The organism is Streptomyces sp. NPDC008137 (assembly GCF_042957035.1).
Lineage (GTDB): Bacteria > Actinomycetota > Actinomycetes > Streptomycetales > Streptomycetaceae > Streptomyces.
In genome coordinates this window covers 239,698-256,147 of sequence record NZ_JBIBHN010000004.1, presented here as the reverse complement: position 1 = coordinate 256,147, position 16,450 = coordinate 239,698, and the positions used below count along the sequence as shown (strand labels likewise).

Sequence of the window (16,450 nt, the reverse complement as noted above, 5' to 3'; positions counted from 1 at the left end):
CGGCGGTCGGCGCGCCGGCCAGTGTGTTCTGCCGGTGTCTATTCCGGACCATATGTCGCAACCGGCCCCCGCGGCAGGGGAGCATGGGCATGCTTGCCGAATGGCCCCAGACGAAAGTGCAGAGAGCCCGTCGGAGTCCGAGGGGACGGCGAGGACCTCCGCCGGTCCGCCCGCCGGCCTCGCGCATGCCTCCGGGACCGGTGACGGCGGCAGCGCGCCGGAGAACGTGTCTCCACCCGGGACGAGAACTGGCACGGAACAGACCTCACCCCCGCATGAGGCGTCCGCGCCGGCCGCGGACGCGGATGCCCCCTCCGAGGACTCCGGTACCGGCCCGTACCGCGTCACCGTGCTGGATCTCGGACGGTTCGCGGTCGGCGCCGTCACGGTGGCAGCGGCACTGGTCGGGCTGATCCTCGGTATTCGGGCCGAGCTGTACGCCGGCAGGGAGGACCAGCGCGCGGCCGCGGAGGAGCGCCGGTCAAAGGAGGACCGGGAGAAGGCGTACGCGAACCTCGTCGACTTCTACCGCATGGGCTCGGAGGTGATCGTGGTGAACGGAAGCTCCCGCGTCATGGCGATGCGGCTCACGCTCCCGGCGAACAAGGTGAGATGGGACCTGGACCTCCTCCAACCCTGCAAGCAGATCGCCGTCCCGAACAAGGCACTGCTCGACTCCATGGCCGTGGAGCAGCCGCCGGTGAGTCTGACGGAATGGGACCTGGCCCAGCTCCGGCTGGAGTTCATGGACCCGATGGGCAAGGCCTGGATCCGCAACAGTGGCGGGGTCCTGGCGCGTAGGGACGCGTGGGCGGCGTCAGGGCGGCCCACCATGGTGAGCTCGGAGGCGTGGAACATCTCGGCGCAGGACGCACCCCCATGCGACGGGTCCTGACCCGCCGTCGTGTCAACCGAGGCTGATCGCGCCGGTCCAGATGTCCGGGGCACGGCAAACGGCGACGCCTGAGGTCATTACGATGGTCCGTCGGCACCCGATGGCACCGGGTCGGTCAGGGGTGACCGACTCCGACAAAGGTCAGGAGCGGCACAGCACGATGACAGGTCTCCGCGACGTCGTCGCACTCGACGACCCGGTGGGGGAATCGCTCCGCGGCCGCCACGGGCATCTCGCTCGCAGCCTCGGCAGGGCTGTCACATACCTGCCGGAAGTCGCGACCTTTTCCGCGGTGTCGGCGGAGGCGGACCCGGAGGAGTGGGGCGACCTCGCCAGACTGCTGGGGCGTGGCGAGTTCGCTGACATGTTCAGTTGCCCGGCGATGCCGCCGTCGGACTGGGAGCCGGTCTTCGTCCTCGAGGGCCGTCAGATGATCTGGACCGGCGACGGCCGTCCTGATGTCTCGCGTGGCGAGTTCGATCCCGCCGTGGTCCAGCTGGGCGCTGGGAGCGTGCCCGGGATGCTCGGTCTCGTCGAGCGGACCCGGCCGGGGCCGTTCTGGCCACGCACCCATGAACTCGGCACCTATCTCGGCATCCACGACGGCGACACGCTGGTGGCGATGGCGGGGGAGCGGCTCCGGCCTCCTGGATGGACCGAGATCAGCGCTGTCTGCACAGCTCCCGAGGCACGCGGTCGGGGCCACGCCGAACGTCTGGTGCGTGCGCTCGTCGCGCGCATTGCGGGTCGGGGTGAACGTCCCTTCCTGCACGTGGCCGAGGCGAACACCGGAGCGATCGCGCTCTACGAGCGGCTCGGGTTCGAGACCCGGAAGCACGTGACGTTTCGCGGGTTCCGCACTCCGTGAGGCATCTATCCCTCAGGCATCCGTGTTCGGTCCAGCAGCTCGTCGGCCGACGCCCCGTCGGGATCGGTGAACTGGGCGACAAGGAACAGCCCTCGTCCGCCTTCGTCGGTTGTCGCGGCCCGGCGCAGGTGCCGGGAGGTGCTGCTGCCGTCGGCGACCTCGCAGATCAGGCTGTCGCGGTCGTGCACCGGCCGTAGCCGGATCGGTTCCGTGCCGCACTCACCCATGTGGGAGGGGTCCAGCAGGCGGGTGAGGGCCACGAGCAGGGCGATGTCGTCGCTCTGCCGGGCGGGCAGCACCGCGTCGAGGACGTCCTGGCAGGTCTCCTCGGGGGCCGGGCCGGGTGTGCCAGGGCTTGGCGCAGTGCTGCGAGGCCGGTGTCGGGGCCGTGTTCCCGGTCCTCGATCAGGCCGTTCGCCATAAGAGCCGCCGAAAACTCGGACCATGAGCAGCTTGCTGCTCTTGGCGCTCTTGGTGGAGCTGTTCCGTGACGGAGGCTGATACCTGGCCGGTCTTGCTCAGGGCTTTCAAACAGTTCCCGCGCCTCCGGGGCAGCGGTGCCGGAGCCTCCGACGCGCGTGGGAGCCTTACTCAGTCGTCGCCGCGCGGTCGGACTCGCTGCGGAGAACGCAGAATTCATTGCCCTCGGGGTCCGCGAGGACAGCCCAGCCGGGGCCGTCGGGTTCGCGGCGGTCTTCGACGAGGGTGGCGCCGAGTTTGAAGAGTCGTTCGACCTCCTCCTCGCGCGTGGTATTCGGACGCAGGCACAGGTGGAGCCTGTTCTTGACGGTCTTCGGTTCCGGCACCTGGTTGAAGTGCAGCAGCGGGCCCTCCGGCAGCATCACCCTGGTCTCCGGGGAGCCTGGTTCGTCGTCCTGGTGCAGCGGACAATCGAGCACCTCGCTCCAGAACCGGGCCAGTTCATAGGCATTCGCACAGTCGATCGCCACATTCCGCAATACCGAGACCATGCACGAGAGCCTGCCTGAAGCTCCGCCCGGAGGAAAGACCAGACGGCGGATGCACCCCACTCGCCGAAACCGCGTCCTTCCGGGTGGCCGCCCGATCCTGATCATCCGAGAGGACATCCATGTCGCACAGCCCGTCCTCAGGCGCGCGCCGCACCGTCTCCGCTCTCGCCACCGCTCTGCTGGCCCTGGCCGCTCCTCTGGCGGCCCCGGTCGTACCCGTGGCGGCCGCGGCCGGCAACGGTGAGGTCAGTACGGTCGGCTACACGGCGGCGGAGCGGGCCGCCGCCCTCTCGCACTGGGCGCCGGCGCGCATGAAGCAGGTGGGCCGCGCCGTCGACCTGGCGCCGACCGGACCGATCGGCAAGCCCTGGACCGGCAAGGGCATTCAGGCGCTGACGCCAGGGGAACGCCCGCATGACTGCGCGAATCGCGCAAGAGTTCCCGCGCGCTTCGCGCATCGCGTGTCATGATCCGGGCCGGTCGCCCCCTGCCGGGCGGTGGCTGCTGAACGATGAGAAGCGTGTGTCGCCGACAGCCTCGTCCCATAACCTCGTGCTTGGACATGGAGACGCCGGACGCCACATGTCTTCACACGGAGGAGGCGATGGTGCTCGTCAGGGGTACGCGGTTGCTCGCGGGCGCCGTTGTCGTGGCCTGCATGGTGCTGGTCGGGCCCAGCGCACCCAGCGGTGCCCTCTTCGGCAGGTCGGTGCCCGTCGAAGCCGTCAGGGATGTCGTACCGAACCGGGTCATGACGTGGAACATCTGCAACCCCTGCGATGCGAGCAACGTCGGCCGGGCGGCGGAGATCGCCACGTACGCGCCTCAGGTCATCGGCCTGCAAGAAGCCTGTGTGCGTGATGTCGAGAGGATCCGGGAGTATCTGAGGAGCCTTCACGGGCTGGAGTACCACGTCGAGTACGGGACCGTTCTCCAGGACTGGGGCCGCTGTGGGGGAGCGCCGTGGAATCCGGGAGCCTTCGGCCAGGCGGTCCTCTCGGCCGCACCGATGACGGACACCGTCGAAGTGGAATACCCCGACGGCGGATCCGAGGACCGTGGGTACATGTCCGTCACCACCATGGTGGGCGGCCAGCCCGTCCGGGTCTTCAACACCCACCTCGCCCAACGACGTCAGGAAGCGGTCCGGGCGGACCAGACCCGCGTACTCGCCGCGGACGTCGCCCGGCACGACCGTGCGATCGTTCTCGGCGACTTCAACGCCGTGCCGGGCGCCCCCGAACTCGCCCCCATCTGGGCCCTGGCCGCGGACACGGACTCCGAGTGCCGTCCCTCGTCCGCCGGCACCTGCGAGCCGACCACGGACTGGCGCAGCAAGTTCGACTATGTCTTCCTGCGAGGCATCGCCCCGCTCAGGCACCGAGTGCAGACCACCCCGTACTCGGACCACGACCTGCTGTACACCGACGTGGATCCAGCGTTCAGCGAGGGCCCGGCTCAGCCGGTGTGAAGGATCCGAAAGCGATCCGGATCCGCGGGATCCCGGTCGACTACCTGGATGGGCGGCCCGGCCCCTTGCCAGACGCTGATGCCCGGCGTGCGGGTGAACCGGATCTGCCCGCGGGTGCCTTCGACCGCGACACGCGGCCAGGATTCGGCGACGCGTCGTCGTTCCGTGCCGTGCGAACGCAGGACGTCGGCCAGGACGGCGATCGTGTCGTAGCCTTCGAAGGCGACGAAGGAGGGCGCTTCGGCCAGTCGCTCGCGGAGGGCCGCCCCCACTCGCGCACCGAGGGGGCTGAGGCGCTCGGGCAGGTAGCGCAGAAACGGAACCCCGGCGCCGTCGTCGCCCAGCAGCTCCGCCCATGAGGTGAACTCCGGTTGCCCGGCCGGAGCACCGATCATGATCTCGGCGAGGCGCTGGTCGCGCCGGACGGACCGGACGATCGGCACGGCCGGCTCCGGGTGGCCGACCAGCAGCAGGAGGGCGGTCGCGCGAAGGCCGGCGAGTGCGTCGCACACGGCTGCGGGAGTGAGCGCGCTCATGTCGAGTTCGATGACCGTGCCGCCGCGTGGGGCGAGAGAGTCCCGCAGCACGCGGGTCCCGGATGCCCAGTAGACACTCGGCTGGGTCGCCACGGCGATACGGGTGTGGCCCGCGCCGAGGAGGAAGTCCGCGTAGGCCCGCCAGCCGCGGGACTGCGGAGGGGGCAGGCGCGCGACCCATTCCGTCGGCTGTTCGGTGAGCGCGTCGAGAACCGCCGACGAGCAGAGGAACGGCAGGCCGACGGCATCGGCCCTGGTGGCGGCGGCGCGGGCGGCGACGCTGTGGTACTCCCCGGACAAGGCGGCCACACCCAGGGCGGACAGCTCGTCCACGGCCGCCGTGGCCCTCCCGGGATCGGCCGCGGTGTCCCGGACCACCAGCTCGAGCGGTCTCCCGGCGATCCCCCCGGCGTCATTGACCTCGGCTACGGCCAGCTCCAGCCCGGCGAGCAGGTGCCGGCCCGCTTCGGTCCAGCCGGGCCTGGTCAGCGGAACGAGTGCGCCGATCCGTACGGGTAGCCTCATGCGCCCTTCCTCCAAATGTCCGTGAACCGGTCGAGCAGTGCGGCCGCCGCCGTCACATCGTCCGTGAGCGGCCGGTCTGCATGGTTCTCGTCGAGCGCCGATCCGGTGAGTTCCAGCGCGTGGGCCACCGGAAGTCCCGGCTCGGGCCTCAGGCCGTGCTGACGCAACGCCCGTACGGCGGCGACGAGTTCACAGCCGACGACGAGCCGGTACGCGCCGCAGGCACGCAGCGTCTGACGTGCGGCCAGGCAGGCGAAGCCGGCCTGTTCCTCGACGCCGCGTGACAGCACGGCGTGGCCGAGCGACGCGGGCGCGGAGAACGCCCGCAGATCGGCGAGCGCGGCCCCGGCGGCGTACTCCAGGATCATCACGCCGGAGGAGGCGGGCACCTGGTCGGAGAGGAACGGGCGCAGCCGGGTGTAGGCGGGCTCGTTCAGGGTCGCGAGGCGGGAGGTCGACAGCCGTGCCACCTGGGTCAGGGACAGCCGGAAATGGTCCAGGGCGAGGCCGAGTCGGGCCTGGTAGAAGCCGCCGTGGTGGTAGGCCGCCATGTCCTCGGGAAAGATCAGCGGGTTCTCGGCGGCCGCGTTGATCTCGACGGCGACGACCTCCTCCAAGGCGTCCGCCGCGTCATGGGCCGGGCCGTGGATCTGGGGCAGACAACGGAAGCCGTACGGATCCTGGAGACGGTCCAGCGGCGGGGTCGGACGATCGGCCGCGCCGATCAGCTCTCGCATACGGCGGGCGACATCGGCGCATCCGCGGTGCGGGCGGGCGGCGTGCACGGGAGCGGCGTAGGCCTCGTGCGAACCGTCCGTGGCCAGCAGCGACAGCGCGGCGACGACCTGGGTGGCCTCCAGCAGCCCGCGCAACTCGTGCAGGGCGAGGGCCGACTGACCGAGGGTGAGGGCGTTGCTGCTGATGAAGGCCAGCGCGTCGTTGTTGTCGAGCGGCAGGGGCCGCGGCGGCGTGCCTCCGCGCCAGGGATGCTCCCCTGCCAGGGCCAGCCCCGCCTGCGCCAGGGCCGCGATGTCGCCGGTGCCGACGGACCCGAACTCGTTGACGACCGGGTACGCCCCGCTCTCCAGCGCCTCGCACAGCGCCGTCACGACGGTGGGCCGCAGCCCCGCGCCCCCGGCCAGCAGTTGGTTGGCCCGTACCGCGAGCATCGCGCGTACCTGACGGGCGGGGAGCTCCTCACCGATGGCGCCGGCGTGGCTGCGCAGCAGCCGCAGACCGTGCTCGGTGTCCGCCCCGGTGGGTACGTCCTCGTTCCGTTTGGCGCCGACACCGGTGGAGCGGCCGTAGACGCGGCCGGTCGCGGCGATCTGCCGGGCGGCGTTCCAGGACTCCTCCATGCGCAGCATCGCCTCGCTCCGGGGAGTCGGCCGCGCGGTCCCGAGGGCGAGCCGCGCGACGTCCGCCACACCGAGACCCGTGCCGTCGAGAGCGACGAGAGTCGAGCCCTGGCGGGCACCCCCGGGGATGTCCGGAGTGTCCGCAACCAGAGACGAGATCAAGCCCAAACACCCCTCGATCCAGGCAGTTGACCGCTATTCATGCACAGTCCTACCGCTCAGGGGCGACCCAGGACAGCCCGTCCTCCGACGCGACCAGTCCGCCCGGCCGCAGCGGTACCTCGTCCTCCAGCGGGCCGCCGAACAACCCGCGTTCCTGGAGGACGGTCCCTTCCTGGAACACCTGCCGGAAGGTCTCGGACTCGTAGAGCGGATTGCGCAGGTCGTCGGCGTCGGGAAGGCGGCGCACGGCTCGCTCGAAGTCGCCGGCTGCCGCCGTCAGCCGCTCGCCGGCCGGTCCGGCCCCGGTGAGCGACGCGTCGCCGGACGCCAGACCGCCCACCAGCTCGACGAACGCCTCCAGTTCCGTCGTGCCGATACTGGTGACCTTGCGCGCCTTCCAGAAGTACGACCGCTCGTCCTGGTGCATGTCGTAGAAGGAGACCAGGAACTCGTGGAACAGGCCGTACTCGTGCCGGTAGCGGGCGTCGAACTCGGCGAACAACCGGCCCTCGTCCAGGGTTCCGGCGAGGCAGCCGTTGAGGGACCGGGCGGCGAGCAGTCCGCCGTAGGTCGCGAGATGCACCCCGCTGGAGAGCACCGGGTCGACGAAGCACGCCGCGTCTCCGACGAGTGCCATGCCGGGCCGCCACAGCCGTGACTTCCAGTACGACCAGTCCTTGCGGACGCGGACCTGGTCGTAGGGCGCCTCCGTGGCCTGCGGGACGCCGTCGAGGAGGTCGCGTATCTCCGGGCAGGCGTCGATCAGCCGGCGCCAGGCGGCCGCCGGGTCCCCCTGGACGGCCTCGGCGTTCTCGCGGGCGACCACGGCACCGACGCTGGTCAGGTCGTCCCGGAGCGGGATGTACCAGATCCAGCCCTCGTCGAAGGCGGCGCAGAAGATGTTGCCGTCGTTCGGCGCCGGGAGCCGCGCGCCGCCGGCGAAGTAGCCGAACACCGCGATGTTGCGGAAGAAGTCGGAGTGGATCCGCTTTCCGCCGACGTGCGGGTGGATCCTGCTGCCGTTGCCGGAGGCGTCCACGACGTACCGGGCACCGGCCTCGCGGATCTCGCCGTCGGGGCCGGTCCAGCGCACCCCGCGGACCCGCTCCTCGTCGTCGAGTACGCCGGTCACACGGCAGCCCTCCCGTACGTCGACCCCGACCCGGCGGGCGTTGTCCAGGAGGATCGCGTCGAACCGGGACCGCTCGACCTGGTAGGCGAACGAGGTCGGGTCGGCCAGCCGCGGCGACAGTGCGAAGGAGAACTGCCAGGGGTCCCGGTTGCGGCCCCAGCGGAACGTGCCGCCGCGCTTCGGCTTGAAGCCCGCCCGCGCCATCTCGTCCTCGACACCGAGGATTTGGCACACGCCGTGCACGGTGGAGGGGAGCAGGGACTCGCCGATCTGATACCGAGGGAAGGTCTCCTTCTCGAGCAGGAGCACGCGATGGCCGTGCAGGGCGACGGCCGCCGAGACGGTGGACCCGGCAGGGCCGCCACCCACCACGATGACGTCGAAGTCCTGCGGAGGATGGGCCTGACTCACTGGTCTCCCTTCGTCGCGCGCCCGTCGATCCAGGTGCGGACCGTCGCCGCGGTGGTCTCCGCGTGCTCCCGCATCATCGTCAGATGGTCGCCGGGGACGTCCGCGACCTCGTGTGCCGCCGGCCAGGACGTCCGCCAGTGGTCCGTGTCGGCGGAGGCCGCCATGGCGGGCGTGGGTCGCAGCGCGCGCACCAGCAGCGTGGGCGTGGCGACCGGCTCCGGGTCCCAGTCGAGGAAGATCCGGTTGTAGGCACCGACCGCCGCCAGGGCCCTGTCGTCGTCCTCGGTGAAGAGGGGCTGTTCGGTGTCCTGCGGCGGTGGGGCGCCCAGGGACAGCAGCCAGTCCTCGCCGCTGTTCCGCGGCGTGATGTGGTACGTGTCCAGCAGCACCAGACCGGTCGGTGCCCGGCCCATGGTTTCCAGCCGGTGGGCCACCAGATGGGCCACATTGCCGCCCGCCGAGCGTCCTACGAGCACGAAGGGTTCGTCCCCGACGTGCCGCAGCACGTTCTCGGCCTGCGTACGCGCCAGCGCGGCCCGGTCCTCCGGTACGGCGGCGCCGGCGCCGATCCCGGGGTGCGGGAACTCCAGAACGCCCAGCTCGTCCTGGAGCGCGCGGTGGAACCGGGGGAAGTCTCCGCCGCCCGACGCGAGCGAGGGATGGTAGGCCGGGAAGTAGACGACCGTCGGCCTCCCGGGGCCGGAGCCGGAGCCGGACCGGCCGTGGGAGCGGCGGATCGGGGGCAGCGCGTGCTCGCGGCCCTGCGCGGCCGGGAAGGTGGGCAGCGCCCAGGACGCGGTGACGAGCAGGTGCATCGCCGCCACCGGCCGGCCGGCGGTGCTGACCGTCCGGAACAGGGAGGAGAGGGTGTACGCCTGTCGCTCGGGCCCCGTGGTCTCGGTGGCCGTCGCCGCCGCCGGTTCGCCGTCCAGCAGGCCGAGCAGATGGCGTGCCAGATCCTCGGCCGTACGGTGCTCGAACACGACCGCGGCCGACACCCGGAGCTTCAGCGCGATGCTGAGCCGGTTTCGGATCTGCACGGCGGTGAGGGAGTCGAACCCCAGGTCGGCGAGGGACTTGCCGGCCGGGAGCGCGTCGGCGTGCGGATAGCCGAGCACGGCGGCCACGTCGGCCCGCAGCAGCTCCACGAGCGCCGCCTCCCGCTCACCCGGGGGTACGAGGGCCAGCCGCTTCCGCCAGGCTCCCGGCTCCAGCATCTGCTCGGAGGGCCCGGAGGAGCCGGAGGACCCGGCATGCCCGGAAGACCCGGAGGGCGCCTTCGCGACGGCCGGCCGGTTCCGGCGGACGAGCCCGCGCAACGGCGGCGGCAGCTGCCCCACCCCCGACCGAAGCGCCGCCCGGTCCAGCAGGATCGGCGCCAGCACCGGCTCCGTCGAACGCAGCGCGGCGTCGAAGAGGGCCAAGCCCTGCTGTGTCGACAGCGGCAGCAGCACGTCGTGTGGGTGCTGTGGGTGCGGGTGGTGCTGTGGGTGCTGCCCCGCCGCCATGCCCTCGGCGTGCTCCCACGGGCCCCACGCCAGCGACACCCCCGGGAGCCCCTCGGCGGCGCGGCGCCGGACGAGGGCGTCCAGGAAGGCGTTCGCGGCCGCGTAGTTGCCCTGGCCCGCCCGGCCCAGCAGACCGGAGACGGAGGAGAACACGACGAACGCCGAAAGGTCCATGCCCCGGGTCAGTTCGTGCAGATGCCAGGCCGCGTCGGCCTTCGGCCGCAGCACGGCAGCCATCCGCTCAGGGGTCAGCGAGTCCAGCACGCCGTCGTCGAGGACCCCGGCGGCGTGCACGACCGCGGTCAGCGGCGGCTCGCAGCGCCCGACCACCTCGGCCAGGGCGGCACGGTCGGCCGCGTCGCAGGCGACGAGGGCGACCCGCGCTCCCAACTCCGCCAGTTCGGTGCGCAGTTCCCGGGCCCCGGGTGCCTGTGGCCCACGGCGCCCGGTCAGCAGCAGATGGCGTACGCCGTACTCGGCCACCAGGTGACGCGCCAGTTCCGCGCCGAGCGCGCCGGTGCCTCCGGTGATCAAAACCGTGCCGTCCGCGTCGAAGGGAGGCGCCTCGCCGGAGGCGGCACCGGCCGCGGCCAGTCGCGGAACCGTCACCTGCCCCTCCCACAACCGGAGTTGCGTCTCACCGGTGGCGACCGCCGACGGCAGCGTCCGCAGCGATTCGGGCCGCCCGTCCGTATCCACCAGGACCACACGACCGGGCAGCTCCGACTGCGCCGCACGCACCAGCCCCCAGACCGTCGCACCCGCCAGGTCCGGCACCGGCCCGGTGGCATCCCGCGTCACCACCACCAGCCGGGAACCCGCCGTACCCGGATCGTCCTGCCAGTCCTGGAGCGCCTTGAGCACGCGGCCGGTCAGCTCGTGTACGGCGGAGAGAGGATTGCTGCCGGCGGCACGGGCGATGGCGGTGACCGCGACGAATTCGGCGTCCACGGCACCGGGCAGGAACCCGGCGAGGTTCAGCTCGTCGGGCCCGCGTACCGCCCAGGTGTGCCCGTCGGTGTCGCCGGAGACGTCGACTGTGGCCCACCCGGGACGCAGCAGAGCCCTTCGTACGACGTCGGCGGCCGTGTCGTCCGCCATGCCGGCCTGGTCGGGCGGGAGTTCCCTGGTGGTCAGCGCATCCACGTGTGCCACGACTCGGCCGGACGGGTCCGCCAGGGTCAGGGAGACCGTGTCCGGGCTCGTCGGTGTCACCCTGACCCGTAGCTCCGTGGCTCCCGAGGCGTGCAGGCTCACGCCGCTCCAGGCGAACGGCACTCGGACCGGGCCCGTGCTGGTGGACGCGGCCAGCAGCGGCGCGTGCGACGCGGCGTCGAACAGCGCCGGGTGGAGCCCGAAGCGGTCCGCTTCCGCGGTGTGCTGCGCGGGCAGCCCGACCTCCGCGAAGACGTCGTCGCCACGCCGCCAGAGCGCGCCGACCCCCTGGAAAGCGGGCCCGTAGACGAGCCCGGCGTCGGCGACGGCGGCGTACGCGCCGGTGAGGTCCACCGCCTCGGCGCCCTGGGGCGGCCACCGCGTCAGCTCGTCCCGCGCGGCGCGGCCCCGGCCCAGCCGTCCCGTGACATTCCTGGTCCACGACGCTTCCTCGCCGGACTCCTCCGGCCGGGAGTGTATGTCGACCGTGCGCGATCCCGAGTCGTCTCGCGCGCCCACCACGACCTGGATCCGCACCCCGGCGGAACCGGGCAGCGCGAGCGGCGACAGCAGCACGAGTTCGTCGACCGTGCCGCAGCCCACCTCGTCCCCCGCCCGTACGGCCATCTCCACGAACACCGTCGCCGGCACGACGACCCTCCCGGCGACGACATGATCCGCCAGCCATGGGTGGGTCGCGAGGGACAACAGCCCGGTCAGCACGGTCCGCCCGGTGTCCGGCACCGGGAACGCGGGGCTCAGCAGAGCCGCCCCGTCGTCGGCCGCCGCCGGGCGCGGCGCGTTCAGCCAGTACCGCTGCCGCCGGAAGGCGTACGTCGGCAGATCCACGCGGCGCGCACCGGAACCCGCGTACACCGCCGCCCAGTCGACAGCGACGCCGGCCACATGCAGCCTGGCCACGGCCGACAGCAGCGTTTCCGGCTCGCCCGTACCGCTTCGTGTCGCCGCGGCGAGAACGGAGGAGCCGGTCGTGAGCGCCTCGGACAGACAGTCGGTGGCCGCCGCGGTGAGGACGGGTCCGGGGCCGACTTCCAGGCAGGCGGAGATCCCGTCGTCCGCGAGCCCGCGCACGGCGTCGGCGAAGCGCACGGGCAGCCGGGCGTGCCGGGCCCAGTACTCGGGCGAGCACAGTTCCGCGGGATCGGCCGGCCGGCCCGTCACGGTGGAGACGATCGGGATACGCGGCGGCTGGAAGCTCAACTCGCGTGCGACGTCGAGGAACTCGTCGAGCATGGGCTCGACCAGGGGCGAGTGGAAGGCGTGACTCACCCGCAGCCGTACGGCCCTGCGGCCACGCGCCTCGAAGGCGGCCGCGACGGCGAGTACCGCGTCCCGCGCGCCCGAGATCACCACGGAACGGGGCCCGTTGACCGACGCGACGGCCACCCGCGCCCCGAACTCCGCGAGCGATGCCACGGCTTCTTCCTCGGTCGCGTCCAGCGCCACCATCGCGCCGCCGTCGGGCAGTGCCTGCATCAGGCGGCCGCGAGCGGCGACGAGCCTCGCGGCGCCGGGCAGATCGAGCACCCCGGCGACATGGGCGGCCGCCAGCTCGCCGACGGAGTGGCCCACCAGGCGGTCGGCTCGCACGCCCCACGACCCGAGCAGCCGGAACAGTGCCACCTCGAAGGCGAACAGTCCGGCCTGGGCGAAGTCCGTACGGTCCACGAGCGCCGCCTCCGGTGAGCCCGCCTCGGCGGACAGCACCGCGCTGAGCGGCCGGGGGAGACGGTCGTCCAGGTGCCGGCAGACCTCGTCGAAGGCGTCGGCGAAGACGGGGAAGGCGGCGCGCAGTTCGGCACCCATCCGGGGGCGCTGGGCGCCTTGCCCGGTGAACAGGAAGGCCGTACGGATCTCCGGGTCCGCCAGTCCCCTTACCACTCCCGGTGCGTCCCGGCCCCGCGCGAACGCGTTAAGCGCGTCCAGCGTCCGGGTCGGGTCACCGGTCGGCACGAACGCACGATGGGGGAGGGCGGAGCGCGACACCGCCAGCGAGCAGGCGACATCGACGGTCGACAGGCCGGGCCGGTTCGCCACTTCGGCCGCGAGCCGGCCGGCCTGGGCGCGCAGGGCGGGTTCGTCGGCGGCCGAGAGCAACCACGGAACGGCGGCGGACAGCGGCCGCGGCAGGGGCGGCGCCGTCCCTGCTCCCGGTGAGCCCGTGGGTTCCCTCTCCGGCGCCTCCTCCAGGATCACATGCGCGTTGGTCCCGCCGATCCCGAAGGCCGACACCCCCGCACGCCGCGGCCGGTCCGCAGCGGGCCAGGGCCGGGCGTGGGTCAGCAACTCCACGCGTCCGGCGGACCAGTCGACATGCGGCGAAGGCGAGTCGCAGTGCAGCGTCCGGGGCAGTTCGCCGTGCCGCAGGGCCTGCACCATCTTGATGACGCCGGCGACTCCGGCCGCCGCCTGTGTGTGCCCGAGGTTGGACTTGACCGAGCCGAGCCACAGCGGCTGCTCGCGGCCCTGTCCGTACGTGGCCAGCAGGGCCTGTGCCTCGATGGGATCGCCCAGCCTGGTGCCGGTGCCGTGGGCCTCCACCGCGTCCACGTCGCCGGCGCGCAGTCCCGCGTCCGCGAGAGCCTGGATGATCAGCCGCCGCTGCGCCGGCCCGTGGGGCGCGGCGAGCCCGTTGGAGGCGCCGTCGGAGTTCACGGCAGAGCCGCGGAGCACGGCCAGGACCGGATGGCCGTTGCGGCGCGCGTCGGACAGCCGCTCCAGCAGGACGAGGCCGACGCCCTCGCCCCAGGCCGTGCCGTCGGCCGCCGCCGAGAACGACTTGCAGCGCCCGTCCGGCGACAGCCCGCGCTGCCGGCTGAAGGCGAGGAACGGCTTGGGCGTCGCCATCAGCGTGACCCCGCCGGCCAGCGCCATCGAGCATTCGCCCGAGCGCAGCGCCCGCGCCGCCTGGTGCAGCGCCACCAGCGAGGACGAGCACGCGGTGTCGACCGTGATCGCGGGACCGCGCAGACCGTAGACGTACGAGATCCGCCCGGAGGCCACGCTGCCCGCCGAGCCCAGCCCCAGGTGTGCCTCCAACTCGTGGGAGCGGCTGAAGCGGGCGGAGTAGTCGCCGTACATCACGCCCACGAACACGCCGGTGTCGCTCTCACGCACCGAGGCCGGATCGATGCCGGCCCGCTCCCACACCTCCCAGGACGTCTCCAGCAGCAGCCGCTGCTGCGGATCCATCGCGAGCGCCTCGCGCGGCGAGATCCCGAACAGCCTGGCGTCGAACTCCGCCGCCCGGTGCAGGAAACCGCCGTGTCGCGTGTACGACGTGCCGATCCGGTCGGGATCCGGGTCGTACAAGGCATCCAGGTCCCAGCCGCGGTCGGTCGGGAATTCCGAGATGGCGTCCCGCCCCCGCGTCACCAACTCCCACAGTTCGTCGGGTGAGTTGACGTCACCGGGATACCTGCAGCCCATGGCGACGATCACCACGGGATCGTCGTCGGGGGACCGGCCCTCTGTCACGGGCGTACGCGGCTCATCGCCGGGCTCGCCCTCGAACAGCGCCACACGCAGGTAGCGGGCGACCCCGGCCGGTGTCGGGTGGTCGAAGACCAGCGTCGACGGCAGACTCAGGCCGGTCAGCTCACCGAGCCGGTCCACCAGCTCGACGGCGCCGACGGATGTCATGCCGAGATCGGTGAAAGGGCTGTCCGCGTCGGGCGGATCGCCCAGCGTGTACCGGCAGGCCTCGGCCGTCTCGGTGAGCACCGTTTCGCGGAGCGCGCGTTCCTGGTCCTCGGGCGAGAGGGGCAGGAGCCGCTCGCGCAGGGCGGTGGGGGCCGTATCGGCCGCGGGCGGAGCCGGGACGGCCAGCGCGTGCCGGGCGATCTTGCCGGACGCGGTGCGCGGGACCTCGGCGATCTCGTGGATCTCGGCCGGAACCTTGTAGTCGGCCAGCAGGGTCCGGCAGTCGGCGAGCACCCGCCGTGCGTCGATCCCCTCCGGACCCGGTACGACGAAGGCGACCGGCACCTCGCCGAGCACGTCGTGCGGCACACCCACGACGACGGCCTCGGACACGCCCGGACAGTGTGACAAGGCCCGCTCGATCTCCGTGGGGTGGATGTTCTCGCCACCGCGGATGATCAACTCGCTGACCCGGCCGGTGAGCCGGAGACGGCCGTGCTCGATGCGGCGGCCGAGGTCGCCGGTGCGGTACCAGCCGTCCCGCAGCGCGGCGGCCGTCGCCTCGGGCTGCCCGTGGTACCCGGTCATCAGGCCCGGCCCTCGCACCCAGACCTCGCCCTCGGCCCCGTCCGGGACGTCCTCGCCGCTGCGCGGGTCGACCAGGCGTACGTCCATGCCCGGGACGGGGGCACCGCAGGAACCGTCGGCCCTGGGCCCGTCGGGGCGGTTCACCGCGATCATGCCGCAGGTCTCGGTACTGCCGTACGCGTCGAGCAGCGGCGCCCCGAGGCTCTCCTCCACGGCCGCGCGCAGAGCGGGTCCGCTCGGGGCGCCGGCCACGACGCACACCCGTGGCGCCTCGGGGAGTTCGCCCGCCGAGCCGACCAGTCGCTGATACGTCGTCGGCACACCGGCCAGCATGGTGAAGGGCCCGCCGAGACCCTCGTGCGCCGTGAGCAGCTCCTGCCGCAGGCCGCCCGGCGGCAGTGGTTCACCCGCGATCCGTGCGCTCGCGCCCACAGCGGTCACGCCCAGGATCGCCAGGGAGTGGCTGAAGCTGTGGAACAGCGGAAGCGGCCAGAACAGCCGGTCGTCGGGCGAGAGGCCGAAGATCGGGGCGTAGCAGGCGGCCACGGACCACAACGCGGCCCGCTGCGTGGACAGCACGCCCTTGGGCCGGTGTGTGGTGCCCGAGGTGTAGAGCATCCAGGCCGGATCGTCGAGCCCGAGCAGATCGATCTCCGCGGACGTGTCACTCTCGACCGCGCTCCGGAACAGCTCGCCGCCCTCCGGGACCGGGCCGGTCCCGGTGACCAGGACACCCAGGCGGTCGTACGGCGGTCCCAGGCGGCGCAGTTGTGCGAGACGCGCGGCATCGGTGATGACGAACCCGGCACCGCTGTCCCGGAGGAAGTGGGCCAGCTCGGCGTCGGAGGACCGCGGGTCGAGCGGCACCCCGACCATCCCCGCGCGCAGCACGGCGAGGCAACTCTCCACCGCCTCCACGCGGTTGCCGAGGCAGATCGCGACGCGGTCGCCGTCGCGCAGAGCTGTCCGGGCTTTCAGGTACGAGGCCAGCGAGCGGGTGCGGCGCTCCAGCTCGGCGTAGGTGACGCTGCGCGCGGAGTCGGAGTAGGCGATCCGCCGCGGAGCCACCTCGGCGTGCTGCCGCAACAGCTCCGGCACCGGCCGGATCAGCTCGTCACGCCCCATGTCTCCGCCTCCCAAGTCCCCCACGTGGCAACGATGTTGACCATACGGGACCTGGGAGCGGTGCCCCGGTCGGCGCCCCGGA

The 16,450-nt window shown here is 72.5% G+C and carries 9 protein-coding genes and 1 pseudogene; 4 read left to right on the top strand and 6 right to left on the bottom strand.

Translation table 11 applies throughout. The features are described from left to right. The first annotated feature begins 100 nt into the window (after window positions 1-100). A complete protein-coding gene (locus tag ACFZBT_RS09285; RefSeq protein ID WP_391100378.1) occupies window positions 101-895 on the top strand; it encodes a hypothetical protein in 795 nt (264 codons plus the stop codon). Window positions 896-1,055: 160 nt separating this feature from the next. After that, entirely contained in the window at window positions 1,056-1,763 is a 708-nt protein-coding gene (locus tag ACFZBT_RS09280; RefSeq protein WP_391100733.1) for a GNAT family N-acetyltransferase, read from the top strand. Between the two features lie 5 nt (window positions 1,764-1,768). Here ACFZBT_RS09280 and ACFZBT_RS09275 read toward each other — a convergent pair. Both ACFZBT_RS09275 and ACFZBT_RS09270 read right to left on the bottom strand, forming a co-directional pair. Further along, window positions 1,769-2,187 (bottom strand): annotated as a pseudogene (locus tag ACFZBT_RS09275) (histidine kinase); the annotation flags it as partial. Window positions 2,188-2,350: 163 nt separating this feature from the next. Further along, window positions 2,351-2,734: a VOC family protein gene (locus ACFZBT_RS09270; protein ID WP_391100376.1), complete on the bottom strand. Its 384-nt coding sequence runs from the start codon at window positions 2,732-2,734 to the stop codon at window positions 2,351-2,353. Between the two features lie 119 nt (window positions 2,735-2,853). Here ACFZBT_RS09270 and ACFZBT_RS09265 point away from each other — a divergent pair, with 119 nt between their 5' ends. Further along, a complete protein-coding gene (locus ACFZBT_RS09265) occupies window positions 2,854-3,204 on the top strand; it encodes a hypothetical protein (protein ID WP_391100374.1) in 351 nt (116 codons plus the stop codon). 92 nt (window positions 3,205-3,296) lie between these two features. Then, complete coding sequence (locus tag ACFZBT_RS09260; RefSeq protein ID WP_391100731.1) at window positions 3,297-4,205, top strand: endonuclease/exonuclease/phosphatase family protein; 909 nt, start codon at window positions 3,297-3,299, stop codon at window positions 4,203-4,205. Here the strand turns inward: ACFZBT_RS09260 and ACFZBT_RS09255 are convergent. The 4 genes from ACFZBT_RS09255 to ACFZBT_RS09240 are packed head-to-tail and all read right to left on the bottom strand — an operon-like array spanning window position 4,193 to window position 16,368. Then, complete coding sequence (locus ACFZBT_RS09255; protein ID WP_391100371.1) at window positions 4,193-5,266, bottom strand: ABC transporter substrate-binding protein; 1,074 nt, start codon at window positions 5,264-5,266, stop codon at window positions 4,193-4,195. The genes ACFZBT_RS09260 and ACFZBT_RS09255 overlap by 13 nt on opposite strands. Continuing rightward, complete coding sequence (locus ACFZBT_RS09250) at window positions 5,263-6,783, bottom strand: aromatic amino acid lyase (protein WP_391100728.1); 1,521 nt, start codon at window positions 6,781-6,783, stop codon at window positions 5,263-5,265. Before ACFZBT_RS09250 ends, ACFZBT_RS09255 begins: the two co-directional genes overlap by 4 nt. Before the next feature lie 52 nt (window positions 6,784-6,835). Continuing rightward, on the bottom strand, window positions 6,836-8,329 hold the full coding sequence (locus ACFZBT_RS09245) for a tryptophan 7-halogenase (RefSeq protein ID WP_391100369.1): 1,494 nt from the start codon (window positions 8,327-8,329) through the stop codon (window positions 6,836-6,838). Next, window positions 8,326-16,368 (bottom strand): SDR family NAD(P)-dependent oxidoreductase, encoded by an 8,043-nt coding sequence (locus tag ACFZBT_RS09240; protein WP_391100366.1) that lies wholly within the window; start codon window positions 16,366-16,368, stop codon window positions 8,326-8,328. The genes ACFZBT_RS09245 and ACFZBT_RS09240 overlap by 4 nt, the downstream gene beginning before the upstream one ends. Window positions 16,369-16,450: the final 82 nt, after the last annotated feature.